This window comes from Nocardioides sp., from assembly GCF_047602075.1.
In the GTDB taxonomy this organism is placed as follows: Bacteria; Actinomycetota; Actinomycetes; order Propionibacteriales; family Nocardioidaceae; genus Nocardioides.
This window is the reverse complement of sequence record NZ_JASGIF010000001.1, coordinates 1730807-1752804: the sequence shown is the minus strand read 5'-3', so window position 1 is coordinate 1752804 and position 21998 is coordinate 1730807. Positions and strand designations below refer to the sequence as shown.

Below are 21998 nucleotides of genomic sequence, written 5' to 3'. Positions count from 1 at the left end.
GCGGTCAGCTGAAGGCGGCGCCGAGGGCGATCTCGATCATGGTGCCGAAGGTCTGCTCCCGTTCGCCGGACGTGGTCTCCTCGCCGGTGAGGATGTGGTCGGAGACGGTGCACACGCACAGCGCGCGCCGACCGTGCTGGGCGGCAAGGGTGTAGAGCGCGGCGGCCTCCATCTCGACGGCGAGGACGCCGTACTCCGCCATCCTTGCCGACAGCTCGGGGCGCGGGTGGTAGAAGGAGTCGGAGGAGAGGATCAGGCCGACCCGGATCTCGTGGTCGTGCTGCAGCGCCTGGCTGACGTCGTACGCCGCCCGCAGCAGGCCGAAGTCCGCGACCGGGGCGTAGTCGAGCCCCTCGAAGCGGATCCGGTTCATCGAGGAGTCGGTGCAGGCACCGATGGCCAGCACGATGTCGCGCAGCGCGAGCCGCTCCGTGAGCGCGCCGCAGGAGCCGACTCGGATGATCGTCGAGACGTCGTACTCCTCGAAGAGCTCGTTGGCGTAGATCGCGAACGACGGCTGGCCCATCCCCGAGCCCTGCACCGAGACGGGGTGCCCTCGCCAGGTGCCCGTGAAGCCGTACATGCCGCGGATCTCGCTGTAGCAACGGGCATCGTCGAGGAAGGTCTCCGCGATCCAGCGCGCCCGGAGCGGATCGCCCGGCATCAAGACGGTAGGTGCGATCTCGCCGGGCGCTGCGCCGATATGGGTGCTCATGAGGGCACAGCGTAGGTAACCTCGGCGGACGTGACACAGCCGCATCTCCATCTCGCCGTCCCCGCGCACGACCGGACCGCCGCACGCCGCACCGATCAGGCCTGGCTCGAGGCCCGCTGGGCAGATCCGCGGACCCGCGTGCTGGTGGTCGCTGGATCTCGGATCCGAACCGTCGGCGACCGGGTGCCTTGGGTCGAGCCGAGCGTCGCGGAGCAGGCCGGCGACGGCCTGCGGGTGCTTCTCGGCGAGCGGGACGGGCGGACCTGGTTCGCGCTGGTGATCGACCCGGCGACCGCGCCGGGCGACCGGACCGAGTGGCTCGGTCTGCGGGCGCTGCTGCCGCAGCTGGCCTCGGTCGACGTCGAGGACGCGCCCCTGGTGCTGCACGCGCTCGGGCTCGCCGAGTGGCTGTTGGTGACCTGCTTCTGTCCACGCTGCGGCGGGCGACTGGTGCCGGGCGCTGCCGGCCACCAGCTCGACTGCCCCGACTGCGGCCGATCGCAGTTCCCCCGCACCGACCCGGCCGTGATCATGGCGATCGCCCACGGTGACCCCGGTTCACCCGACGAGCAGATCCTGCTCGGCCACCAGGCCGTCTGGCCGGTTGGTCGCTTCTCTACGCTCGCGGGATTCCTGGAGCCGGGTGAGTCGCTCGAGGACGCCGTCCGCCGCGAGGTGTTGGAGGAGGTCGGTGTCCCTGTAGGCGAGGTGACCTACCAGGGCAACCAGGCCTGGCCGCTGCCGGCGAGCCTGATGCTGGGCTTCACCGGCCGCGCGCTGAGCACCGAGATCGTGGTCGACCAGCACGAGATCGAGGAGGCGCGCTGGTTCACCCGCGCCGAGCTGCTGGCACACGCCGAGTCCGGCGAGGTCGCGTTGCCGGCGCCGATCTCGATCAGCCGGTCGCTGATCGAGACGTGGTACGGCGGCCCGCTCCCGGGCCGTTGGTGATCAGGCCCGGCGTGGTCAAACTCAGGCCTCGGCCAGGCTGGCCAGCTTCTCCTTGACCATGATCAGCGACGGGTTGGTGACGGCCGAGCCGTCGGAGAAGACCAGGGTCGGGACCACCTGGTTGCCGTCGTTGACCTGCTCCACGATGGCGGCGGCCTCGGGGTGCTGCTCGATGTCGACGACCTCGTAGGCAATGCCCTCGCGGTCGAGCTGCGACTTCAACCGGTGGCAATAGCCGCACCAGGGGGTGCTGTACATCGTGAACATCGAGAACTGTCGCCTCCGCCATCTAGGGTTGCCTGCGAGCCAATCACGCTAACCACCTCGGTCCCGGAGTTGTTCCCTGTGTCCACGTCCGCACCCACGGAAGTCGCCCTGCTGGGCGCGCTCGATCCCGAGCAGCGGCAGGTGGCCGAGGCGTTGCGGGGACCGGTCCGGGTGCTGGCCGGGGCGGGCACCGGCAAGACCCGGGCGATCACCCACCGGATCGCCTACGGCGTCGCGACGGGCGTCTACGTGCCGACCGAGGTGCTTGCGGTCACCTTCACCACCCGGGCGGCCGGTGAGATGCGGGGTCGTCTGCGCCGCCTCGGCGCCGGCGGGGTGCAGGCCCGCACGTTCCACTCCGCGGCGCTGCGCCAGCTGCGCTACTTCTGGCCGTTGACGCGGGGCGGTGAGCTGCCGACGCTGACCGAGTCGAAGATCGGGATGCTGGTGGCCGCGGCCCGGGGGCTGCGGGTGAAGACCGATCAGGCTCTGCTGCGCGACCTCGCCGCGGAGGTCGAATGGGCCAAGGTGAGCAACGTCGGCCCTGAGGACTACGCCCGGATCGCACCCGGGCGGGGCCGGCTGGTCGCGGCGCTCGACCATGCGACGGTGGCCAAGGTCTTCGAGGCCTACGAGGAGGTCAAGCGCGCCCAGTCCCGGATGGACATGGAGGACGTGCTGCTGCTCACCGCTGGTCTGCTGGCCGAGGAGGAGCGGGTCGCTGCCCAGGTGCGCCGGCAGTACCAATGGTTCGTCGTCGACGAGTTCCAAGACGTCTCGCCGATCCAGTCGGCGCTGCTGGACCTGTGGCTCGGCGGCCGCGACGAGATCTGCGTGGTGGGCGATCCCGCGCAGACGATCTACTCCTTCGCGGGCGCCAACGCCCGCTACCTCACCGACTTCCCGACCCGCCATCCGGGCACGACCTCCATCGAGCTGGTCCGCAACTATCGCTCCACTCCTCAGGTCGTCTCGGTCGCCAACCGGATGCTGGCGGGCACACCGAGCCGCAGCGTCGAGCTGCGGGCGGTCGAGCCCGCCGGTCCCGAGGTGACCTACGCGTCCTATCCCGACGAAGTGGCCGAGGCCGAGGCAGTCGCCGCGGCGGTCGAGCGGCTGCGCGACAGCGGGACACCGGCCGCCGAGATCGCCGTACTCTTGCGGATCAACGCGCAGACCGAACCGTTCGAGGAGGCGCTTGCCGGCCGCGGACTGCCCTACGTCGTCCGCGGGGCGGCCCGCTTCTTCGACCGACCCGAGGTGCGCCAGGCGGTGACCCTCTTGCGCGGTGCCGCCCGCGCCGGTGAAGGTGGCGACGATCTGGTCGCCGCGGTGAGTGGGGTGTTGGCCGGCATGGGCTGGACGCCCGAGGCGCCGGCCGGTCGCGGACAGACCCGCGATCGGTGGGAGTCGCTGCAGGCACTGGTCGACCAGGCAGCCGAGCAGAAGTCGACGACGCTCGCCATGTTCGTCGACGACCTCGACCGGCGCGCCGCCGAGCAGCATGCGCCCGTCGCCGACGGGGTCACCCTGGCCACGCTGCACGCCGCCAAGGGGCTGGAGTGGGACGCGGTGTTCCTCTGCGGACTGCAGGAGGGCACCCTGCCGATCGTGTACGCCGACACGCCCACCGCCATCGAGGAGGAGCGCCGCCTGCTCTACGTCGGAGTCACCCGGGCCCGTCAGCACCTGGCCATGTCGTGGGCGCTGGCCCGCAACCCCGGCGGCCGCGCCCAGCGCCGCCCCTCCCGCTTCCTGGACGGCCTGCGCCCCGCCGACGACAGCTGGGGTCAGGGGGGTGCCAACGCTCGACGCTCCAAGCAGCGGCGGGCAGTCATGTGCCGCGAGTGCGGCAAGCCGCTCGCGACCGCCCGCGAGAAGAAGGTCGGCCGGTGCGGCGACTGCCCGGCTTCCTACGACGAGGAGCTCTACGAGCGGCTACGAGCGTGGCGGCTCGGACGCTCCCAGGCCGACGGGGTGCCCGCCTTCGTCGTCTTCACCGACGCCACCTTGCAACTCATCGCCGAGCACTGCCCGACCACCGAGGCCGCTCTACTCGCGATCAGCGGCATCGGTCGAGCCAAGCTGGACCGCTACGGCGACGACGTCTTGGCCCTGCTCGGCGACGAATCCGCGAAACCCTCTTAAAAGAATTGCCTGCCTGCTGGGCGGACGGTAAGTTATCCGAGGCAGCAAACCACTGTGCGCATCAGGAGCCTGACAAACTCTGCGCCCGATCACCGAAGGAGGTGGCCCACATGAGCAACATCGCGATCCTGGCGGCGAACCCGTCTTCCATCTGCGTGCCCACGTATGGCCGCGCCTTCGGCATGTCTGCCCGCTTGCGTGCGGATGTCCTCGAGGTCAGCGACCTGCGGGGCATCACGGGCGAGCACACCTTCGTGAAGCCGACTGCCACCGGCGTTGCCCGGGGCGACTTCTGGGGAACCTCTGCCTGGAGACCACCGATCTGTTGAGACCAACATGTCGGCACCTCCAGGCCGCGGAACCCACACGAAGGGTTCCGCGGCCTTTTGTTTTCGCAACACCTGTTTCGCACCACCAGCCAGCGATCAGTATGAGGAGGAGAACCGATGTCCATCAGCGTTCTCGATCGAGCCGACGAGACCGCCGAACGGTCCCTACTGGGTCCGCAGTCTCTGGGAGGCCTGCACGACACCGTCACCTGCTCCGCCACGGAGCTGCTGCCGTGCCGTGCCGGTGACCCGGAGCTGTGGTTCGCCGAGTCCCCGAGCGACGTGGAGCTCGCCAAGGCGCTCTGCCTGGACTGCCCGGTCCGTGCACTGTGCCTGCAGGGCGCTCTCGAGCGTCGCGAGCCGTGGGGCGTGTGGGGTGGGGAGCTCTTCCTGCAAGGCGTCGTCATCCCCCGCAAGCGGCCCCGTGGCCGGCCGCGGAAGGACGCCGTCGAGGCGGCCTGACGCCATGCGGCGTGACTCGACAGATCCAGCAGCAAGCACGAACACAGACATGAATCGAGAAGTGGAGAAGACAATGAATCTCATGAACGAGGACCTCGCGCGCGCACAGATGTCCGCGCGCCTGGGAGAGGCGCGTCAGTTGCGGCGTGGCCACCAGTTGGCCCGCTCTCGCCGCTTGAGCCGCAAGGCCGAGCAGGCAGCGCAGCAGGCGCGACTCGCCCTCGCCCGCGCGCTGTAACGGATTCACCGAACAGCCCTGATCGCGGGCAACACCCGGAGCCGGGCACGACCACGTGAGGTCGTGTCCGGCTCCCTCTCATTTCGAAAGCTGTGGACGGCGAACGACGCGGAGGCGGCGTGCTGTGTCAGGGTGCCGCCATGATCGACTCGAGTGGGTTGCCGCTTCGCCCGATGCTGCGCCCCGGCGTGCGGGCGGTCCGCAACGACGACCACCACCTGCGCATCGGCCTCGGCCCCGGCGCAGTGGTGCTTCCCGACCGACCCGAGGTGCGCGCCCTCCTCGCCGCGATGATCGACGGGCGCGACCAGGTGAGCTGGGACGAGGCCGTGCTGCCACACGGGATCCGGCTCGCCGAGGCAGGTCTGCTGGTGGACGGCGCCGACTTCTGGTCCGCCGTACGCCGTTGGCGGGCCCGCGGTGTCACCGACGCGGTCGTCGCCGACGAGTTCACTCACGGCCCCGGAGCCACCGACCGGCTGGAGAGCCGCATGATCGACGCTGTCGCGCTGAGTGTGCCGACACCGTGGCGTCCGGCGCTGACCAAACTCCTAGGCGATGCGGGGATGCGGGTGACGAAGCCACACAGCCGTCGCCCGCCGCTCGCCCGACTGATCGGCTCGCTCGGTGAGATCCGTCGCGAGTCGCTCGACCCGCTGATCCGCGCAGGCGCCCCGCACCTGCTCCTCACCGTCGTGGAGGGCCGGGTCACGGTCGGACCGTTCGTGCTTGCGGGCCGGACGGCCTGCCTGCGGTGCGTGGACGCGCACCTGGCCGACATCGATCCGCGGAGGCCGCTCGTCTCGGAGCAGTACGCCGACCCGGTCGCCGACCGGCTGGTGCCCGAGCCGGTGGACCCGCTCCTGCTCTCGCTGGCCCAGGCGATGGCGGTGCGAGACCTGGCGACCTTCGCGGGAGGAGAAGAGCCAGCCACCTGGTCGCGTGTCATCGACGTGGATCGCTCGCTGCGGATGCCGATCAGGAGATTCGGCCGACACCCGCACTGCGGATGCGGCTGGGACGAGCTGCTCGACGTCGGTTGACGGGTGGCATCGGAGTGGCCTACCAATGCTCCGAGTCCAACTTGCCCACCACATGCACAGCGGCGCCGCCTGGCCGTTGACCGGCCAGCCGACGCCGCTGAGAGTTCATGGGTCAGCGTGAGGCGATCACGCCTTGCCGAGGATGCGGTTGAGGTTGGTGCCGCACACCGGGCAGACGGCCTTGGCCATCCTGGTGCCCTTGTCGTTCACCCTGACCTCACCGTCAGCCTGGCGCTTCTCCTTGCACTTCACGCAGTAGAACTCGCCGCTCCAGGTCTCCGCCATGACGGCCTCCTTGCCTAGTTACTCGTTCGGTCGTCGCGACGGGGTGTCCGGGGAAGCCCGTCGGAGCCCGAACGGCTGCGCCATTCGGACCGTCTTGAACCCTAACCCACGCCCGTCGCGACACGTGGGAGGCACACCGCCGCGGCCCCCAACAAGAGAGGAGGCCCCCGCCGCTCATCGAGACACTTGCCTTCCCCTTGCGAGCGTCTCTTTGTGCGGCCGGGGCCCCATCTGGCGGCAACGCTAGGAGGTCGGTCGGTCGCCGGTCAACTGCGGGTCGTCCGGCTCCCGACGGCGCTGTGGAGAGACCTGTGGAGAGCCTGTGTAGAACCCCCGACAACCGGTGGAAGAGCGGGGGATGAGCGGCCCGCAACTGTGGAAACCGCGGCGACGGATCCGCCGTACGCCGCGATGACCAGCCACAATGGAGTCCACCGGTTGTGGAAGAAAGAAAGTCGCCCAACGTGTCAGAGTCCGGACCAGAAGTGCACCCCGTCGTCGCGCTGCGCCGGATGGCGTTCTTGTTGGAGCGTGCGCGCGAGGACACCTACAAGGTGAAGGCCTTCCGCGCAGCTGCCGCCACCTTGCTGCCGCTGTCGGACGAGGAGCTTCGTGACCATGTCGAGGCGGGCACCCTGACCACCCTGCCCGGCATCGGGGCCAGCACGGCGCGCGTGGTCGAGGAGGCCGTTTCGGGGATCACGCCGACGCGGCTGGTCGAGCTGGAGGAGCAGTACGGCGGTCCGGTCACCGCGGCCGGCGCCGAGCTGCGCGCGCGGCTGCGGGGCGACCTGCACTCACACTCGGACTGGTCCGACGGCGGCTCACCGATCGAGGAGATGGCCTTCACGGCGATCGAGCTGGGCCACGAATACCTCGTGCTGACTGACCACTCGCCTCGGCTCAAGGTCGCCAGGGGGCTCTCGGCCGAGCGGCTCACCCGCCAGCTCGGGGTGGTCGATGCGGTCAACGAGCACCTCGATGGTGGCTTCACGCTGCTCAAAGGGATCGAGGTGGACATCCTCGAGGACGGCCGTCTCGACCAGACCGACCGGATGCTGGAGCGATTGGACGTGCGGGTGGCCAGCGTGCACTCCAAGCTGGCGATGGAGCGAGAGGCGATGACGCGCCGGATGGTGAGCGCGATCGCCAACCCGTTCACCAACGTGCTCGGCCACTGCACCGGTCGACTGGTCACCGGCAACCGAGGCACCCGACCACCGAGCCGCTTCGACGCCGAAGCGGTCTTCACCGCCTGCGTCGAGCACGACGTCGCCGTGGAGATCAACTCGCGGCCCGAACGTCGCGACCCGCCCACCCGCCTGCTCGAGCTGGCCCGCGACCTCGGCTGCCTGTTCTCCATCGACTCCGACGCCCATGCCCCCGGACAGCTCGACCTGCTCGGCTTCGGCTGTGCTCGCGCCGAGGCGGCCGGCATCGATGCCGACCGGATCGTCAACACCTGGCCCCAAGAACGTCTCCTCGACTGGGCGGCAGGCGGCGTCGGTGGTCCTGGGTAGCGTCGCCGATATGACGAGCCAGGAGGTAGAGGTGCGGCGCTCGCGCCGCCGGCGCCGGACGGTGTCGGCCTATCGTGATGGCGAGAAGATCGTCGTGCTCGTGCCCGCCTCGCTCACCCGCGCCCAGGAGGCCGAGTGGGTGGAGACGATGGTCAAGCGCGTCGAGCGCAGCGAGGCTCGTCGGCGTCCCTCCGACGACGACCTGATGCAGCGTGCCCAGCAGTTGAGCCGCAAGCACCTCGACGGCCGGGCCCGGCCGGCCACCGTGCGGTGGGTGGACAACCAGCAGGCCAGGTGGGGCTCCTGCACTCCCGCGGACCGGTCCATCCGGCTATCCAGCCGGCTGCAGCCGATGCCGGCGTGGGTCGTCGACTACGTGTTGGTGCACGAGCTCGCCCACCTCCTCGTCGCCGGTCACGACGCCGAGTTCTGGGCGTGGGTCGACCGCTACCCCCAGGCCGAGCGCGCCAAGGGCTATCTGGACGGCTTCTCGGACGCCGCTCGCCTGAAGAGTCCGGATCTGGCCGATGGGTTGGCCACCGACGAGTCAGCGGACGAGAGCGAGCCGGACCAGCTCTTCTAGCTCGGGGTTCGGCAGGGCGTCGACCGGGAACCAGCCCAGTCGGAGTGACTCCTCGCTTGCCCGATGATCGGCGTCCTCGGGAGCGATGGCTAGGAAACGTACGTCGAGGTGGCGGCTGCCGCCCCGCGGATCGCAGAATGGCACGGCGTGCTCGCTCAGCTGCACGGGCGTCGGATCCAACACGAGGCCGGACAGGCCGGACTCCTCGGTGGCCTCACGCCGTGCGGCGCCGACCAGCGTGCCGTCGTCGGCCTCGCAGTGACCGCCGAGCTGGAACCACCGCCGGGCCTTCGCATGCAGGGTCAGCAGCACCTCCGAACGGTCCGCGGAGACGACCAGCGTGCTCGCGGTGAGGTGATCGGGATAGCAGCTGCGGCGCAGGCCATCGGGGTGCGCGACCAGATGCTCGACGTACCGCTCGCGTAGCCGCTCCTGCTCCGGCGTCGGCGCGGACCAGGCCTCGAGCGTGGACAGCGCGTCGGCGTGCAGCGTCACAGCGCGAGAGTCACGCGTCGTCGTCGCTGCCCAGACCCCCATCGAGGAGATTCTGCAGCTCGGCGTCGAACTCCTCGGCGGTCATCGTCGCCGGGGCGCTCGCCCCCTCGCGGAAGCCGAGCGGGTCGTCCAGGTCGTCCGCGGACGGCAGCAGGTCGGGGTGCATCCAGACCCCGTCCCGCGCCTCGGCGCCTTGCCGGGAGCGCAACGAGCCCCACAGGGTGGAGGCGTCGCGCAGCCGCCGCGGCCGGAGCTCGAGGCCGACCAGGGCGGCGAAGGTCTCCTCCGCCGGTCCGCCAGCGGCACGCCGTCGGCGGATGGTCTCCTGCAGTCGGGTGGCGGTGGGCATCCGGCCCTCGGTCGCCTGCCCGACGACCTCATCGACCCAGCCCTCGACCAGCGCCAGGGTGACCTCCAGCCTCGACAGCGCAGCCTGCTGGGCGGGGGTGGGCTTGGGCTCGAACAGACCGCCCTGCATGGCGTCCTGCAGCGCCGCCGGGTTGTTGAGGTCCAGCCCGCGCATCTGGTCCTCCAGCCCCGTCACGTCGATCTCGATGCCACCGGCGTAGTCCGCGACCGCCCCGATCAGGTGGTCGCGCAGCCAGGGCACATGGGCGAAGAGCCGCTGGTGGGCCGCCTCGCGCAGGGCGAGATAGAGGAGTACGTCGCTCTGCTCGAGGTCCATCCCCTCGGCCCACGTGGTGATGTTGGTGGACAGCAGCGCCGCCTGGCCGGTCGGACCTAGCGGCAGTCCGATGTCGGAGGCCGACAACACCTCGCCGGCCAGTCCGCCCAGCGCCTGACCGACCTGCGTCGCGACCATCAGGTCGGTGACCTTCTCCAGCATGCCGAGCAGCGGGCCGGCCATGGACTGCGCCTCGGCGGGGAGGGCATTGCCCATCGCCGAGACAAGATGACCGACGACCGGGTCCACCAGCACCTTCCAGACCTGCTGAGTGTTGACGATCCATTCGGCCCGGCTCCACGCCGCCGTCGTCTGCACGCCCGACGGGAAGCCGGTGGCGCCGTCGAGCCAGTGGTCGGCCAACTGGACGGCGTCCGCGATGGCGTCCTTCTGGCGCTGGGTGGGTGAGGGGTCGGGCTGCTGCGCGACCAGTTTGCGTGAGGTGTCGATGGCCAGGTCCCAGTTGATCGGGCCGTCGTGCGGCTGCATCAGGGACTGCATCTGGCTGAACAGGATGGTCAGGTCGGGCATGCCCGATCCGCTGAAGAACTGCTCGAACGGGGTGCCTCGGAAGGGGTTCTGGTCCGCCGGGCCACTTTCGTCGGACGGGTCGGCGGGGTCGTTGCTCATGTCTCCAAGGTACCTGGCGGCCGTCGTACGACGTCGCGGACGCGATCCCATAGGCTCGCCTGGTGACCACAGATGACGGCGGGGCAGAAGGGGGCACCGTCGCCGAGCGGGTCCGGTTGGTGGCCTTGCGGGACGAGCCGCTGAGCGTGGACGAGGCGCTCGCGGCGATGGCCGACGCCAGCAGCGGAGGGCTCAGTCTCTTCGTCGGTCGGGTGCGCGACCACGACGGCGGTCGTGGCGTGACCTCGCTGGACTACTCCGCGCATCCGACCGCTCTGGACCGGATGCGCGAGGTCTGCGAGCGGATTGCCGAGGAGCACGATGTCCGTGCCGTGGTGGCGATCCACCGGGTCGGACACCTCGACGTCGGCGACATCGCCGTCGTCACCGCCACCGCGGCGGCGCATCGGGGTGACGCCTTCACGTCCTCCCGGGCGCTGATCGACACGCTCAAGGCCGAGGTGCCGATCTGGAAGCACCAGCGCTTCGGCGACGGCTCGGAGGAGTGGGTCGGCACTCCCTGACGCCCATCTCCGGCTGATGCGCGTGTCCGGCCTGCTGGGCCGTTGACGCCACCTACCCTGGGGCGATGGAGATCCTGCTCTGGCTGGTGCCTGCGGCCGTCGTGACGACGGCCGCCATGGTGTGGGCGGCGTGGGTCGGCCGCGACCAGAGCAACCACGACGAGGATCGGGTGCGCACCGCCGCGCGGCTGGGCCGGGCGCTGGCCAGTGACCGGCCGGTCCGCTATGCGCCCCGACCGGCCCCGCACACCGAGAGCAACGGGGTGGCGATCCGCCCTCCGAGCACGGTGGACTCCGAGCCGGAGACTGGTCGACGGGCCTCCTGACCGGCACTGGTGGGGGCGGATGAGAGGCTTGGCCGCATGAATCAGCGGCTCAACGTCACCTTGGTGGCGGTGGCGCTGTTGGTCGGCCTGTTCTTGGCAGCGACGTTGCTGCCGGTGCCCTACGTCACCTACTCACCGGGGCCAACGGTGAACGTGCTCGGCGAGAAGGACGGCAAGGAAGTGATCCGGGTCAGCGGGCACAAGACGTTTCGCGACGACGGCGAGCTGAGGATGACTACCGTCCTGGTCACGCCCGCCGACGGCAGCGTCAGCCTGTGGAGGGCGATGGAGGCCTGGCTCAGCCCCGAGGAGGCGGTCTATCCGCGCGAGGTGCAGTATCCCGCGGGCGAGACCGCCGAGCAGTCCAACCAGGAGTCGGCCGCCCAGATGGCCAGCTCCCAAGACACCGCTGTGGCCGCTGCGCTCACCGAGCTCGGCTTCGAGGTCACTCCGATCATCCAGGTGCTCGCTGTTCAGGAGGGGCTGCCGGCCGAGGGCAAGCTGAAGGTCCACGATGTCCTCCTCCGCATCGGCGACACTCGGCTCAAGACGGCGCAGGACGTGGTCGACGCCGTGACCGCCGTCGCGCCCGGGCAGCCACTGAACTTCGTGGTCCGGCGTGGTGGCAAGCGGGTGAGCGTCGAGGTCACCCCCACGACCGTCGACGGGCAGACCCGAGTCGGCATCCAGCCTGGAGTGGTGGGCTACAAGTTCCCGTTCCGGGTGAGCCTCAATGTCGGCCCGAACATCGGCGGTCCGAGCGCTGGCCTGATGTTCTCCCTCGGCATCTACGACACGCTCACCCCCGGCTCCCTCACCGATGGCCAGAACGTAGCCGGCACTGGGACGATCACCGACCACGGCAAGGTCGGCCCGATCGGGGGCATCCAGCAGAAGATCGTCGCCGCGCGTGACGCCGGTGCCCGGCTGTTCTTGGTGCCGTCCACCAACTGCGGCGAAGCCCGGGGCGCGCCGAACGGCGACATGCGCCTGGTCCGGGTCCGCAAGCTCGACGACGCGATCGACTCGGTCGAGGCCTGGACGAAGGATCACGACGCCACCTTGCCGACCTGCGCCGCGAAGGGAGCGGGATGAGCGATCCGCTGACCGACCTGGGGCTGGCCTCGGCGGTGCGTGAGCTCGAGGCCCACGCCGCCGAGAGCGGCTGGGATCAGCCGGCGCGCCTGTTCGCACTGGTGCCCACCGCCGACCTGGTGCGCCGCGAGCCGACGCTGGCGGCAGCGCTAGGCCTCATGGACGGAGAGGCCCCGGGAGCGCTGACCCCGATCGAGCAAGAGGTCACCGACGAGCAGCTGGAGCGGCTCCTGCAGACGATCAGCTGGCCCGACGAGGTCCTCGGCTGCGCCGCCGTCGTCGAGAGACTGGTGCTGCCACCGGGTGCCGACGAGGAACTTCCCGACGACAGTGCGTCGGCGACGTCGTACGCACGCCAGCACCCCGACCGCCAAGAGGTGCGTATCGTCGCTGCCATCACACGGACCGGGGCGTCCTACTGCGCGCTGCGGATGCGTGCCCACGACGACCCCGACTCGGTGCTCAGCGGACCCGACCTGGTGCCGGGACTGCTGGAGCTGCTGGCAGAGACACTGCAGGAGGAGTCCACGCGATGAGTGAGCTGTTCGACGACGAGGGTGACGAGGCCCCGCTCGCACGCCCGCCGAGACCAGCGCGTCGCCGGGCTCTGCTGCTGACCGTCCTGATCCTGGCGGCCCTCTTGCTCGGCTTCATGATGTTCTCCGCGCTGTGGACCCAGAAGCTGTGGTTCGACTCGGTGGGCTACACCCGTGTCTTCGGCACGCTGGTCGGAGCCCGCATCCTGCTGTTCGTGGTCTTCGGGCTGCTGATGGCGGTCACCGTCGGTGCGAACATGCTGATCGCCTACCGGCTGCGGCCGATCTTCCGGCCCACCTCGCCCGAACAGGTCGGTCTCGACCGCTACCGGGAGGCTGTCAACCCGATCCGCAAGTGGCTGCTGCTCGGCTTCTCGCTCCTGGTGGGAGTGTTCACCGGTGCGTCGGCGGGCGGCCAGTGGCGCAGCTTCCTGCTCTGGCGCAACTCGGTCTCTATCGGCCAGTCCGACCCGTTCCTGCATCGAGACATCGGCTTCTACCTCTTCCAGTTGCCGTGGCTGCACTTCCTGGTCGACGTGGTGACCGCGGTGGCCGTGGTCTCCCTGCTGGCGGCGACCGTGGTGCACTACCTCTTCGGTGGCATCCAGCTGGCCGCCCGGCGGGATCGATTCACCCCGGCCGCGCAGGCCCATCTGTCCGTGCTGGCCGGGATCTTCCTGCTCGCCAAAGCGGTGGGCTACTGGCTGAGCCGCTTCGACCTGCTCACCCACCAAGGCGCCCGCTTCACCGGGATGAACTTCACCGGTGAGCATGCCGATCTGCCGGCCAAGAACATCCTCACCGGCATCGCGCTGATCTGCGCGCTGCTCTTCTTCCTCAACACCTGGCGACGCACCTGGCGACTGCCTCTGGTCGGGCTGGGCCTGATGGGGCTCTCCTCGGTCCTGCTCGGGATGATCTGGCCCGCGGTGGTGCAGCGCTTCCAGGTGGAGCCGACCGAGGCGGACAAGGAAGCGCCGTACATCGAGCGCAACATCGAGGCGACCCGCGACTCCTACGGCATCGCCGACACCAAGGTGACCGACTACAACGGGGTCTCCTCACTGAACAACGAGCAGCTGGCCGCGAAGGCGGTCGACAACCCCGGCGTTCGGCTGGTCGACCCGCGCCTGGTACAGCAACTGTTCGAGCAGAAGCAGCAGGTCCGCGGCTACTACTCCACCGCACCGATCCTCGACGTCGATCGCTACCAGATCCTGGGCCGGGAGCGGGATCTCGTGCTCGGTGTGCGCGAGCTGAACCAGAACGGCCTGCCCGACAACTCCAAGAACTGGTCGAACCTGCACACCGTCTACACCCACGGCTACGGTGTCATCGCCGCCTACGGCAACCAGCGCCCCGCCGACAACGGCAAGCAGGCGACCGGCACCGACCCGGCCTGGGCGGAGAAGGACATCCCGCCGCGCGGTGAGATCACCGACGAGTCCGGCGGCTACGAGGGCCGGATCTACTTCGGCGAGCAGAGCCCCGACTACTCCGTCGTGGGCAAGGCCTCCAGCTCCTCGGCCGACGTCGAGCTCGACCTGCCCGGTGGCGCGGAGTCGGACGACGAGCAGACCACGACGACGTACGACGGCCAGGCCGGCGTGCCGATCTCCAACCTGCTCAACAAGCTGATGTTCGCGGTGCGCTTCGGTGACGCCAACCTGGTGCTGTCGCAGCGGGTGCACGACAACTCCAAGATCCTGTTCAACCGCGACCCGCGCTCGATGGTCGAGAACGTCGCGCCCTGGCTGACCGTCGACGAGGATCCGTTCCCGGCGGTGGTGGACCACCGGATCGTGTGGGTGATGGACGGCTACACCACCAGCGACGGATACCCGAACGGTGAGCTGGAGTCCTTCGAGTCGATGACCAACGACGCGTTGGCGCAGAACAGTGGCTTCCAGACCCTGCCCACCGACGAGATCAACTACATGCGCAACGCGGTGAAGGCCACCGTGGACGCCTACGACGGCACCGTCACGCTCTATGCCTGGGACGAGTCGGACCCGTTGCTGCAGGCCTGGCGGTCGGCCTTCCCCGGCACGGTGAAGGATCGCAGCGAGATCCCCGACGAGCTGTTGCCGCACTTGCGCTACCCCGAGGACCTCTTCAAGGTGCAGCGCTATCAGCTGGCGTCCTACCACGTCACCGACGCCGCCGACTTCTACGAGCGCAACGACCAGTGGTCGGTGCCGGCCGATCCCGACCAGCACGACAGCCTGCAGCCGCCCTACCGGCTCACCGTGTCGCCGTTGGGTGGGGAGGAGGCGCCGGCGTACTCCCTGACCTCGGTGTTCGTGCCCACCAACCGCAGCAACCTGGCCGCCTTCTTGTCGGCGGACTCCGAGGCCAACACCGACGGCTACGGCACCTTGCAGATCCTGCGGCTCGGGTCCAACGAGCAGATCGCCGGGCCGGGTCAGATCGCCAACCAGATCGGTGCCGACGAGGACGTCAAGGAGGCTCTGCTCAGCTATCGCCAGGGCGACTCGAAGGTGCTGCCCGGCAACCTGCTGACGCTGCCGATCAACGGTGGGCTGCTCTATGTGCAGCCGATCTATGTCCAGCGGTCCGGCGGCGAGGGCAACTACCCGGTGCTGCAGTTCGTCGCCGTCTCGCTCGGCAAGGAGGCGGTCGGCATCGGCACCACCTTCGATCGGGCGATCTTCGATCTGCTCGGCCTCAGCGGTTCCACCGAGACCGGCAATGGGACTGGCAACGGGAACGGCAACGGCAACGGCAACGGCGGGAAGGGTGACGGCTCGGTCGCCAGCCAGGTCCGCAACCTGCTCTCCCGTGCCGACCGGGAGTTCCAGCTCGCCGACGATGCGCTGCGGACCGGCGACCTGCAGGGCTATGCCGACCACGCCCAGAAGGCACAGGAGTACGTCTCCCGAGCACTGCGGCTTGCCGACGAGAAGGCGGCGGATCGTCGGGGCGGGTGAACCGTTCGGGAGGCTGAACCGTCTCCTCCGCTGGCAGCCGACCTCTCGATGACCAGCGTGGTGTGGGGCACACGGTTGGACCTGGTCTGCGAGTACGCCGGCGGCGGCGCGCGGTCCGAGGGGCCGGACGAGACCTTCGCCAGGTATGTCCGAACCGCCGACGGCGACCAGGAGCGGGTGGCCACCTGGCGTGCCGTGCCAGGCAAGCCGATGCGGCTGACCGCCGCCACCGCCACCGGGGTCGACGACATCGTCACGGTCGTCGCGAGGGTGACCTGCACGAGCGCGGGGCGCAGCACCTGATGGTGGAGGGGGGTGCCAGCGTGCACACGCCGTTCCTCACCGGGGATCTCGCCGACGAGCTCCAGCTCGTGGTGGCCCCGTTCTTCGTTGGCGACTCGCGGGCGCGGCGCTTCGTCGACGACGGGAGGTTCCCCTTCGACGGGGAACGGCGGGCGACGCTGGCCGACGTACGCCGGATCGGGGACGTGGTGCTGCTGCGCTATGCGCTGTCAGCTCGCTTCGAGGGCTGAATCGGCTGTGTGGTGCCCGGCGCGGCGGGGGAGCGACAGCGCGACGAGGAAGCCGGGCACTGCCCAGAGCGCGAGCACGGTCAGCGCGGCGACGGGGTGGCCGATGGCGGCCTGCACCGACAGCACCACGATCACGCCGCCGAGGTTGCCCGCCATCAGCAGCACGCCGGTGGCGGTGCCGGCGCGCTCCGGTCCGACGTGGATCTCCGACCAGTCGAGCACGACCGGGAGCGTGCCGAGGAGGGTGAAGCCGACGGCGGTGAGCAGCGCACCGACGAGTGCCGGTGGATGGACGACCGCGATGACGAGTAGCGCGGCGGCGAGCATGAGCGTGGTCACGATGCCGAGTGCACGGCGCAGTTCGCGGGCGGCGACGAAGCCGGGGATGACCGCTGCGCCGGCAACGCCCGCCACCGTCATCACCGCGATGGTGCCGCCGGCGACGCCGCTGTGACCGAAGTCGTTCATGATCGCGTCCAGCCAGGTGGCCAGGGCGTTGTAGGCGCCGAAGCCGATGAAGAGCATGCCGGCCAGCTTCCAGATCAACGGGTCGCGCCGCAGCCACCCCAGCCCGGCCTGGCCGTGAGTGTCGGTAGCGTGGTGGGGGAGTCGCAGCGAGGCGATCACTGCAAGCGCGGCTAGGACCGCGAACGCCGCGTGCACACCGAGCAGCAGGCGGAATCCACCGAGGTCGAGCAGCCACGACGACGCCAGCACCGCGCCCAGGATGCCGAGGAACTGGGCGCCGGAGGCGATCGAGATCGCGGTGGTCTGCTCCTCGGGTGGGAAGTAGCGTGCGGCGATCTTGGTGCTGGCGTTGAGGACCAGCGGCTGGCCGATCGACATGACGGCCTGGCCGGCGAACACCCAGGCGTAGGACGTCGGGTCGACCAGGCGGAGCAGCGCACCACTAGCGGTGAAGATGGCTCCGGCGATCAGGGCGTGGGTGTAGCGCCGGTCCATCCATCGGCCGGTCGGGATGGCAAGCAGCACGAACATGGCCGGGTTGATGACCGCCAGATCGCCCACCGCACCCTCGGAGACGCCGAGTTGGACCTGGGTCTGCTCGGTGACGGAGGCGAAGGTCAGCCAGAGCAGCTGCGTGGTCATGACCAGCAGTGCGAACGCGCCGAGCGCGATCCAGCGGGTGCGAATGCGGTCAGGCATGTCGAGAAGCATCACACTCGGGGGCTGCGAGTGCACGCATCAGGTCCGCAATCGCTGGAAGCGGAGCTGACCGTTGGGCAGCACCTGATGCTGGTAGCCCGGGTCGTGGGCGCGGTGATGGTGACGGGAGCAGAGCAGGGCACCATCGGCGAGGTCGGTCCGGCCACCGGCCGCCCACGGTCTCTCAAGGTGGTGGGCCTCGCACCAGGTCGCGGGGATGGTGCAGCCCTCGGCGCGGCATTCTCGGTCGCGCAACGTCATCGCAAGTCGCTGCGCTGGTGTGAACAGGCGGCTTGCCCTGCCGACATCGAGGACTTGTGACGGGCCGCCGAGCACCGCCGGGATGATGGTGGCCATGCAGGCCAGTCGTCTGGCCTCGCCGGCGCTGATCCGGCCACCTCCGGAGATCTCGGCTGCGCCGAGACCGTCGCGGAGCTGCTCGTAGTCGATGGTGACCACCATCGTCGTCGAGCTGTCGCCGTGCTGGGGGAGCAGCTCGGCAGGATCCGCTCGAGCAGGGCGCAGAACGCCTCGCCCAGACGCTTGGAGTAGGGCCAGCGCCGCTCGCGACCCATGTGGGAGTCGGCGTGAGGGTCCCAGCTGGGCTCGGGGTCGGGATCGGCGTCCCCGGGGCGCTGCCGGGGCGAGGCGAAGGACTCGAGATAGATGCGCAGTCGGTCGGCGATCGTCTCAGCCTGGTCCGCAGTCACCGCCCGTGGAGCAGGGCGTCGTGGAGCTGGTGCCAGCGATCGACGAGTGCCTCGCCCAGGCGGGCTGACCGGACTGCGGAGCGATAGTCAGATCGGGTCGCGTGGGCGAGCCAGTCGGCCGAGGAGCGCGCGCCATGCTCCGCCGCGACGTCTTCGGAGACGGCGACTACCGCCATCGCCAGGCCGTCGATCCGATCCCGCAGTCGGAACAGTCGGGTCACCGCCTCGTTCTTCTCGCGGATGCTCATGAACACCGGGTTGCCCGAGACCGCCTCGTCGACCAGGGCCTCGAGGTCGTCGAGGCGCGCCACGATCGGGTTCCCCTATGGCACCACTGCTGACCTGGACATGCATCCACGCTAGAGCAGACTTCCGACATTTTACGACTACCAGTTCTGAAACTGTAGACAGCGTCTCGTGAGGGTCTCGTGAGGGTCAACTGTGAACGTTTCGCGGTGCATTCCGGGCCACGGGCCGAGCGCCGGGGGCGAGGACCCGATAGGAAGGACCCATGAACTCTTCCGTCGCGACGAGCGCCCGCGCCGACGATGCGGTGCGCCCGCTGGCGCCGGGCTACTTCGCTTTGGTGATGGCGACCGGCATCGTGTCGGTCGCGATGAACAACGCAGACCAGCCCGTGCTGTCGGGTCTGTTGCTGGCGATCGCGCTGGCGGCGTACGTCGTGCTGGTGGTGCTCTAGCTGCTGCGCATCGTCCGGCATCGCGACGCGATGGCCGACGACTTCGCCGACCCGGCCCGCGCCTTCGGCTTCTTCATGTTCGTCGCGGCCACTTGCGTGCTCGGCAGCAGGCTGGTCGAGCAGCGCCACGGTGTGGCCCTGGTGATGCTCGTCGTCGCAACACTGGCCTGGTTGCTGCTCGCCTAGGTGATCCCGTGGACCGCCGTACTCGGCCAGGCGAAGCGGCCGATCATGCAGACCGCCAACGGCACCTGGTTCATTTGGGTGGCCATGGGCGCGCCACCGCCATCACCGTCGTCACCGGCGCCCGCATCGTCGGGATGGCCGACGCCCCGATGGTCGACGCCACCCGCGGCCTGATCGCTGGCGCGTCAGCGTTCTTCTGGGCCTTCGGCACTTGGCTGATCCCGCCGCTGCTGGCTGCCGGCTACTGGCGCCACTTCAGCAACGGCATCCCGCTGCGCTACGAGGCCGCGATGTGGAGCGTGGTGTTCCCGATCGGGATGTACGGCGTCGGCTCCCGCTTTCTCGGCGAGGTCGACCACCTCCCCATCATCCGCGCCATCGGCGCCGGGGAGGCGTGGTTCGCCCTCGCCGTCTGGGCTGTCACGTTCATCGCCATGCTCACCCACCTCTCCCACACCCTCCTCGGCCGATTTGGAACCCCCGCCCCCGCCGGGTAGCCTTCTCATCACCGACGCGGGGTGGAGCAGTTCGGTAGCTCGCTGGGCTCATAACCCAGAGGTCGCAGGTTCAAATCCTGCCCCCGCTACTCGTTTCAGGCCCGAGATTCAGTGAATCTCGGGCCTGAAAGGTTTAGAGATTTGATGCATGGGCCAGAAATGGGCCACTCTTGCCGCTCCGCAGCGGTGATCGAGGCCTCGCCGCGAGATCTATGCCCGCTACTGCACGTTGTTGCTCGCTCAGGCGGGGAGCACGGCACACCTAGCGTGCATGGACACCCACACCGCGTTGAGCGGCCTTGCGCCGCTGATCGGGATCGAGGAGCTCGCCGAGTACCTCGACCTGCCTGTGAAGACGCTTTACAAGTGGCGTCAGGAGGGCGTCGGCCCGGCCTCGGTCCGGGTCGGGCGTCACGTCCGGTACTTCGTCAGCGACGTGCAGGACTGGCTCTTGGAGCAGCGAACGTCGACCCGGACCGAGGCGGGGTGAGCGGTCATGGCTGGTAGGCGACGCACAGCCATCGGAACCTTCGGGGCCGTTCACTACGAGAAGCTGCCCAGCGGCCAGATCCGGGCGCGCACGCGCTACCGCGACGACGACGGCAGCCTCCGTCGAGTGTCGACGGTGGGTGCGACGCAGAGGGCGGCCGAGCGCAATCTCAAAGAGGCACTGGCTGCGCGTGCGAGTCGGACGACGTACGCCGAAGTCACGCCGGACAGTTCGTTCGCCAGGTTGGTCGAGCTGTGGCTTGACGACCTGGACCTGGAGGGCAAGATCGCGGAGAGCACGCGAGCGCTCTATGAGCGCAACATGCGCCAACTGGTGATGCCGGCCTTCGAGAACTACACACTCCGTGAGATCACAACTGGCCGAGTCGATCGCTTCCTGAAGGCGATGGCGAAGGCGAAGAGTTACAGCACCGCGAAGCAAGCCAAGACCGTGCTCAGCCTCGCTCTCGGTCTGGCGGTGCGCTACGACGCCTTGCGCGAGAACCCCGTGCGGGAGACCGCGAAGCTCCGCAAGCCTCCGTCGCAGGCCAAGGCTCTGACGGTCGAGGAGATCGAGGTCATCCGCGAAGCCGCACGCGGTTGGCGACGTGGCTCGGGTTTCGCAGGGCCACCGCCGGACGGGCAGTTGGAGCAGATCATCGAGGTCATGCTCGGCACGTCCGCCCGCATCGGCGAGGTCTTGGCGATCCGCAAATGCGATGTCGACGTCACGGTCTCTCCGGCGACGGTGCGCATCTGCGGAACCATCGTCTCCCCAAAAGGCAAGCCCACACATCGTCAACATCACCCCAAGACGCAGAAGTCGCCCCGGACCGTTTCCGTGCCGCCCTTTGCTGCGGAGGTGCTCCGTCAGCGCCTCGTGCTCATCGCAGAGGAACACTCCGAGCACCTGATCTTCTTCAGCCGCAACCGCACCCCGTTGACGACCAACAACATCCGACGTCGGCTCAGGTCGGTTCTGGAAGATGTCGAGATCGAGGGTGTCACTCCGCATTCGTTCCGCCGGACGGTGGCGACGTTCCTGGACCGGGCCAGCGGCCCGGACCTCGCGGCCGAGATGCTGGGACACAGTTCGACCAAGATCACCAAGGAGCACTACATCCAGCCTGACGAGCGGGTCGACCCGGTCACAGCAGACATCCTGGAAGCGCTGGCTCCTCGGCGGGGAGGTGGCCAGGATGCCGTCTGACCATGAGGAAGCCGCAAAGGACCGGGCAGAGGTCACGGCACTACCATTGCGTAATGAAATGCATTACGATAAGCGTGTGTTCGAGCGCGTCGACTGGTCGAAGCGCGGCGAGTACATGCAGCGCAAGCACGGCATCACACCCCAGGTGGCCGATGACGTGCTCGACGACCCAAACCGGATCGTCATCGACCCCGACTACAACAGCACAAGCGGCGAGAGTGTCCGAATCATCGGCTTCTCGACCATCGCCGACGACATCGTCACGGTCATCGTGCTTCAGCACGACGGAACCGAGTACGGCGTCAACGGGTGGTCAGCCAACGAGAAGGACCGCCGCATCTACAACGAAGGCAGCTACGCCGGCGAGGAAGGAGAAGCCCGATGAGCAAGAAGATCGACGACCTGCTCGCCGCCGAGGCCAAGGCGGTCGAGGAGGCCGAGGCAAGAAGCGACCCGAACGAGCCGTTGCCGGCCCACGTCAAGGTCACGCGCGGACACCCGCGCGCACGCAACCTCCAGGTCCGCTTCCGCGACGACGAGTTCGACGAGCTGACGCAGTACGCCGAACAGCGCGGTCTACCTGTCTCGACGGTGGTGCGCTCACTCGTGCTCCAGGCGATCGCTCCCGCCGATGACCTCAAGTCCGCACTGGACAAGCTGGAGACCGACCTCGCGGCAGTGCGGCGCAAGGCCCTCAGCGCCTGACCGCCGGTAGGTTCAGTT

At 69.1% G+C, this 21998-nt stretch carries 30 protein-coding genes and 1 tRNA gene; 23 read left to right on the top strand and 8 right to left on the bottom strand.

The annotated features are described in order from the left end of the window. Positions 1-4 precede the first annotated feature (4 nt). On the bottom strand, positions 5-715 hold the full coding sequence (gene deoD, locus QM714_RS08865) for a purine-nucleoside phosphorylase (RefSeq protein WP_415099584.1): 711 nt from the start codon (positions 713-715) through the stop codon (positions 5-7). Between the two features lie 30 nt (positions 716-745). On the opposite strand from deoD, the gene nudC reads away from it, so the two are divergent. After that, positions 746-1666 (top strand): NAD(+) diphosphatase, encoded by a 921-nt coding sequence (nudC, locus tag QM714_RS08860; RefSeq protein ID WP_415099582.1) that lies wholly within the window; start codon positions 746-748, stop codon positions 1664-1666. Between the two features lie 21 nt (positions 1667-1687). Here nudC and QM714_RS08855 read toward each other — a convergent pair whose 3' ends face one another. After that, positions 1688-1933, bottom strand: coding sequence for a mycoredoxin (locus QM714_RS08855; protein WP_415099580.1), 246 nt, complete (start codon positions 1931-1933; stop codon positions 1688-1690). 78 nt (positions 1934-2011) lie between these two features. On the opposite strand from QM714_RS08855, the gene QM714_RS08850 reads away from it, so the two are divergent. The 5 genes from QM714_RS08850 (at position 2012) to QM714_RS08830 (ending at position 6153) form a co-directional block, all read left to right on the top strand. Further along, a complete protein-coding gene (locus QM714_RS08850; protein WP_415099578.1) occupies positions 2012-4081 on the top strand; it encodes an ATP-dependent helicase in 2070 nt (689 codons plus the stop codon). Positions 4082-4191: 110 nt separating this feature from the next. After that, positions 4192-4410, top strand: a complete 219-nt coding sequence (locus tag QM714_RS08845) for a hypothetical protein (RefSeq protein WP_415099576.1) — start codon at positions 4192-4194, stop codon at positions 4408-4410. Positions 4411-4527: 117 nt separating this feature from the next. Then, a complete protein-coding gene (locus QM714_RS08840; RefSeq protein ID WP_415099574.1) occupies positions 4528-4872 on the top strand; it encodes a WhiB family transcriptional regulator in 345 nt (114 codons plus the stop codon). Positions 4873-4945: 73 nt separating this feature from the next. Then, positions 4946-5110 carry a hypothetical protein gene (locus QM714_RS08835; protein WP_415099572.1) on the top strand — a complete coding sequence of 55 codons (165 nt, stop codon included), beginning with the start codon at positions 4946-4948 and terminating at the stop codon, positions 5108-5110. A 140-nt stretch (positions 5111-5250) separates the two neighbouring features. Continuing rightward, positions 5251-6153 (top strand): TOMM precursor leader peptide-binding protein, encoded by a 903-nt coding sequence (locus tag QM714_RS08830; protein WP_415099570.1) that lies wholly within the window; start codon positions 5251-5253, stop codon positions 6151-6153. A 126-nt stretch (positions 6154-6279) separates the two neighbouring features. On the opposite strand, the gene QM714_RS08825 is transcribed toward QM714_RS08830, so the two are convergent. Then, on the bottom strand, positions 6280-6438 hold the full coding sequence (locus QM714_RS08825) for a DUF5679 domain-containing protein (protein WP_415099568.1): 159 nt from the start codon (positions 6436-6438) through the stop codon (positions 6280-6282). A 464-nt stretch (positions 6439-6902) separates the two neighbouring features. On the opposite strand from QM714_RS08825, the gene QM714_RS08820 reads away from it, so the two are divergent. Both QM714_RS08820 and QM714_RS08815 read left to right on the top strand, forming a co-directional pair. Next, the gene (locus QM714_RS08820) at positions 6903-7958 is read left to right on the top strand and encodes a PHP domain-containing protein (protein WP_415099566.1); all 1056 of its coding nucleotides are present in this window, start codon (positions 6903-6905) and stop codon (positions 7956-7958) included. 10 nt (positions 7959-7968) lie between these two features. Then, positions 7969-8541 carry a M48 family metallopeptidase gene (locus QM714_RS08815; protein WP_415099564.1) on the top strand — a complete coding sequence of 191 codons (573 nt, stop codon included), beginning with the start codon at positions 7969-7971 and terminating at the stop codon, positions 8539-8541. Here the strand turns inward: QM714_RS08815 and QM714_RS08810 are convergent. Further along, complete coding sequence (locus QM714_RS08810; protein ID WP_415099562.1) at positions 8506-9036, bottom strand: NUDIX hydrolase; 531 nt, start codon at positions 9034-9036, stop codon at positions 8506-8508. The genes QM714_RS08815 and QM714_RS08810 overlap by 36 nt on opposite strands. 10 nt (positions 9037-9046) lie before the next feature. Then, a complete protein-coding gene (locus QM714_RS08805) occupies positions 9047-10351 on the bottom strand; it encodes a zinc-dependent metalloprotease (protein ID WP_415099560.1) in 1305 nt (434 codons plus the stop codon). Positions 10352-10413: 62 nt separating this feature from the next. Here QM714_RS08805 and QM714_RS08800 point away from each other — a divergent pair, with 62 nt between their 5' ends. From QM714_RS08800 to QM714_RS08770, 7 genes are all read left to right on the top strand, one after another. Then, complete coding sequence (locus QM714_RS08800) at positions 10414-10875, top strand: molybdenum cofactor biosynthesis protein MoaE (protein WP_415099558.1); 462 nt, start codon at positions 10414-10416, stop codon at positions 10873-10875. A gap of 65 nt (positions 10876-10940) precedes the next feature. Next, positions 10941-11201: a hypothetical protein gene (locus QM714_RS08795; protein ID WP_415099556.1), complete on the top strand. Its 261-nt coding sequence runs from the start codon at positions 10941-10943 to the stop codon at positions 11199-11201. A gap of 36 nt (positions 11202-11237) precedes the next feature. After that, entirely contained in the window at positions 11238-12296 is a 1059-nt protein-coding gene (locus QM714_RS08790) for a PDZ domain-containing protein (protein ID WP_415099554.1), read from the top strand. Beyond that, positions 12293-12832 carry a PPA1309 family protein gene (locus tag QM714_RS08785; protein ID WP_415099552.1) on the top strand — a complete coding sequence of 180 codons (540 nt, stop codon included), beginning with the start codon at positions 12293-12295 and terminating at the stop codon, positions 12830-12832. The genes QM714_RS08790 and QM714_RS08785 overlap by 4 nt, the downstream gene beginning before the upstream one ends. Next, positions 12829-15783, top strand: coding sequence for a UPF0182 family protein (locus QM714_RS08780; RefSeq protein ID WP_415099550.1), 2955 nt, complete (start codon positions 12829-12831; stop codon positions 15781-15783). The genes QM714_RS08785 and QM714_RS08780 overlap by 4 nt, the downstream gene beginning before the upstream one ends. Positions 15784-15831: 48 nt before the next feature. Continuing rightward, positions 15832-16086: a hypothetical protein gene (locus QM714_RS08775; RefSeq protein ID WP_415099548.1), complete on the top strand. Its 255-nt coding sequence runs from the start codon at positions 15832-15834 to the stop codon at positions 16084-16086. 20 nt (positions 16087-16106) lie between these two features. Then, positions 16107-16316 carry a dihydrofolate reductase family protein gene (locus QM714_RS08770; protein ID WP_415099546.1) on the top strand — a complete coding sequence of 70 codons (210 nt, stop codon included), beginning with the start codon at positions 16107-16109 and terminating at the stop codon, positions 16314-16316. Here the strand turns inward: QM714_RS08770 and QM714_RS08765 are convergent. From QM714_RS08765 to QM714_RS08755, 3 genes are all read right to left on the bottom strand, one after another. Beyond that, complete coding sequence (locus tag QM714_RS08765; RefSeq protein WP_415099544.1) at positions 16296-17483, bottom strand: MFS transporter; 1188 nt, start codon at positions 17481-17483, stop codon at positions 16296-16298. The genes QM714_RS08770 and QM714_RS08765 overlap by 21 nt on opposite strands. Positions 17484-17522: 39 nt before the next feature. Then, entirely contained in the window at positions 17523-17945 is a 423-nt protein-coding gene (locus QM714_RS08760; protein ID WP_415099542.1) for a DUF222 domain-containing protein, read from the bottom strand. A 244-nt stretch (positions 17946-18189) separates the two neighbouring features. Further along, complete coding sequence (locus QM714_RS08755) at positions 18190-18504, bottom strand: hypothetical protein (protein WP_415099540.1); 315 nt, start codon at positions 18502-18504, stop codon at positions 18190-18192. Positions 18505-18704: 200 nt separating this feature from the next. Between QM714_RS08755 and QM714_RS08750 the strand changes: the two genes are divergently transcribed. The 8 genes from QM714_RS08750 to QM714_RS08715 all read left to right on the top strand — a co-directional run bounded on the left by QM714_RS08750 (position 18705) and on the right by QM714_RS08715 (position 21980). Further along, entirely contained in the window at positions 18705-18893 is a 189-nt protein-coding gene (locus QM714_RS08750; protein ID WP_415099538.1) for a hypothetical protein, read from the top strand. A 30-nt stretch (positions 18894-18923) separates the two neighbouring features. Then, positions 18924-19079, top strand: coding sequence for a hypothetical protein (locus QM714_RS08745; RefSeq protein WP_415099536.1), 156 nt, complete (start codon positions 18924-18926; stop codon positions 19077-19079). 8 nt (positions 19080-19087) lie between these two features. Continuing rightward, a complete protein-coding gene (locus QM714_RS08740) occupies positions 19088-19576 on the top strand; it encodes a hypothetical protein (RefSeq protein ID WP_415099534.1) in 489 nt (162 codons plus the stop codon). A gap of 15 nt (positions 19577-19591) precedes the next feature. Then, positions 19592-19665: transfer RNA gene (locus tag QM714_RS08735), tRNA-Met, on the top strand. 182 nt (positions 19666-19847) lie between these two features. Next, complete coding sequence (locus QM714_RS08730) at positions 19848-20066, top strand: helix-turn-helix transcriptional regulator (RefSeq protein ID WP_415099532.1); 219 nt, start codon at positions 19848-19850, stop codon at positions 20064-20066. Positions 20067-20072: 6 nt separating this feature from the next. Further along, positions 20073-21275, top strand: coding sequence for a tyrosine-type recombinase/integrase (locus QM714_RS08725; protein ID WP_415099530.1), 1203 nt, complete (start codon positions 20073-20075; stop codon positions 21273-21275). Beyond that, on the top strand, positions 21265-21660 hold the full coding sequence (locus QM714_RS08720; protein ID WP_415099528.1) for a hypothetical protein: 396 nt from the start codon (positions 21265-21267) through the stop codon (positions 21658-21660). Before QM714_RS08725 ends, QM714_RS08720 begins: the two co-directional genes overlap by 11 nt. Next, positions 21657-21980 carry a hypothetical protein gene (locus QM714_RS08715; RefSeq protein ID WP_415099526.1) on the top strand — a complete coding sequence of 108 codons (324 nt, stop codon included), beginning with the start codon at positions 21657-21659 and terminating at the stop codon, positions 21978-21980. Before QM714_RS08720 ends, QM714_RS08715 begins: the two co-directional genes overlap by 4 nt. The last annotated feature ends 18 nt before the right edge of the window (positions 21981-21998 follow it).

What these genes read in the sequence shown, in the direction of transcription:
- deoD (WP_415099584.1), bottom strand. Translation starts at nt 715, where the DNA reads ATGAGCACCCATATCGGCGCAGCGCCCGGCGAGATCGCACCTACCGTC.
- QM714_RS08855 (WP_415099580.1), bottom strand. Translation starts at nt 1,933, where the DNA reads ATGTTCACGATGTACAGCACCCCCTGGTGCGGCTATTGCCACCGGTTG.
- QM714_RS08845 (WP_415099576.1), top strand. Translation starts at nt 4,192, where the DNA reads ATGAGCAACATCGCGATCCTGGCGGCGAACCCGTCTTCCATCTGCGTG.
- QM714_RS08840 (WP_415099574.1), top strand. Translation starts at nt 4,528, where the DNA reads ATGTCCATCAGCGTTCTCGATCGAGCCGACGAGACCGCCGAACGGTCC.
- QM714_RS08835 (WP_415099572.1), top strand. Translation starts at nt 4,946, where the DNA reads ATGAATCTCATGAACGAGGACCTCGCGCGCGCACAGATGTCCGCGCGC.
- QM714_RS08830 (WP_415099570.1), top strand. Translation starts at nt 5,251, where the DNA reads ATGATCGACTCGAGTGGGTTGCCGCTTCGCCCGATGCTGCGCCCCGGC.
- QM714_RS08825 (WP_415099568.1), bottom strand. Translation starts at nt 6,438, where the DNA reads ATGGCGGAGACCTGGAGCGGCGAGTTCTACTGCGTGAAGTGCAAGGAG.
- QM714_RS08815 (WP_415099564.1), top strand. Translation starts at nt 7,969, where the DNA reads ATGACGAGCCAGGAGGTAGAGGTGCGGCGCTCGCGCCGCCGGCGCCGG.
- QM714_RS08805 (WP_415099560.1), bottom strand. Translation starts at nt 10,351, where the DNA reads ATGAGCAACGACCCCGCCGACCCGTCCGACGAAAGTGGCCCGGCGGAC.
- QM714_RS08795 (WP_415099556.1), top strand. Translation starts at nt 10,941, where the DNA reads ATGGAGATCCTGCTCTGGCTGGTGCCTGCGGCCGTCGTGACGACGGCC.
- QM714_RS08790 (WP_415099554.1), top strand. Translation starts at nt 11,238, where the DNA reads ATGAATCAGCGGCTCAACGTCACCTTGGTGGCGGTGGCGCTGTTGGTC.
- QM714_RS08785 (WP_415099552.1), top strand. Translation starts at nt 12,293, where the DNA reads ATGAGCGATCCGCTGACCGACCTGGGGCTGGCCTCGGCGGTGCGTGAG.
- QM714_RS08780 (WP_415099550.1), top strand. Translation starts at nt 12,829, where the DNA reads ATGAGTGAGCTGTTCGACGACGAGGGTGACGAGGCCCCGCTCGCACGC.
- QM714_RS08775 (WP_415099548.1), top strand. Translation starts at nt 15,832, where the DNA reads ATGACCAGCGTGGTGTGGGGCACACGGTTGGACCTGGTCTGCGAGTAC.
- QM714_RS08765 (WP_415099544.1), bottom strand. Translation starts at nt 17,483, where the DNA reads ATGCCTGACCGCATTCGCACCCGCTGGATCGCGCTCGGCGCGTTCGCA.
- QM714_RS08760 (WP_415099542.1), bottom strand. Translation starts at nt 17,945, where the DNA reads ATGGTGGTCACCATCGACTACGAGCAGCTCCGCGACGGTCTCGGCGCA.
- QM714_RS08750 (WP_415099538.1), top strand. Translation starts at nt 18,705, where the DNA reads ATGAACTCTTCCGTCGCGACGAGCGCCCGCGCCGACGATGCGGTGCGC.
- QM714_RS08745 (WP_415099536.1), top strand. Translation starts at nt 18,924, where the DNA reads ATGGCCGACGACTTCGCCGACCCGGCCCGCGCCTTCGGCTTCTTCATG.
- QM714_RS08730 (WP_415099532.1), top strand. Translation starts at nt 19,848, where the DNA reads ATGGACACCCACACCGCGTTGAGCGGCCTTGCGCCGCTGATCGGGATC.
- QM714_RS08725 (WP_415099530.1), top strand. Translation starts at nt 20,073, where the DNA reads ATGGCTGGTAGGCGACGCACAGCCATCGGAACCTTCGGGGCCGTTCAC.
- QM714_RS08720 (WP_415099528.1), top strand. Translation starts at nt 21,265, where the DNA reads ATGCCGTCTGACCATGAGGAAGCCGCAAAGGACCGGGCAGAGGTCACG.
- QM714_RS08715 (WP_415099526.1), top strand. Translation starts at nt 21,657, where the DNA reads ATGAGCAAGAAGATCGACGACCTGCTCGCCGCCGAGGCCAAGGCGGTC.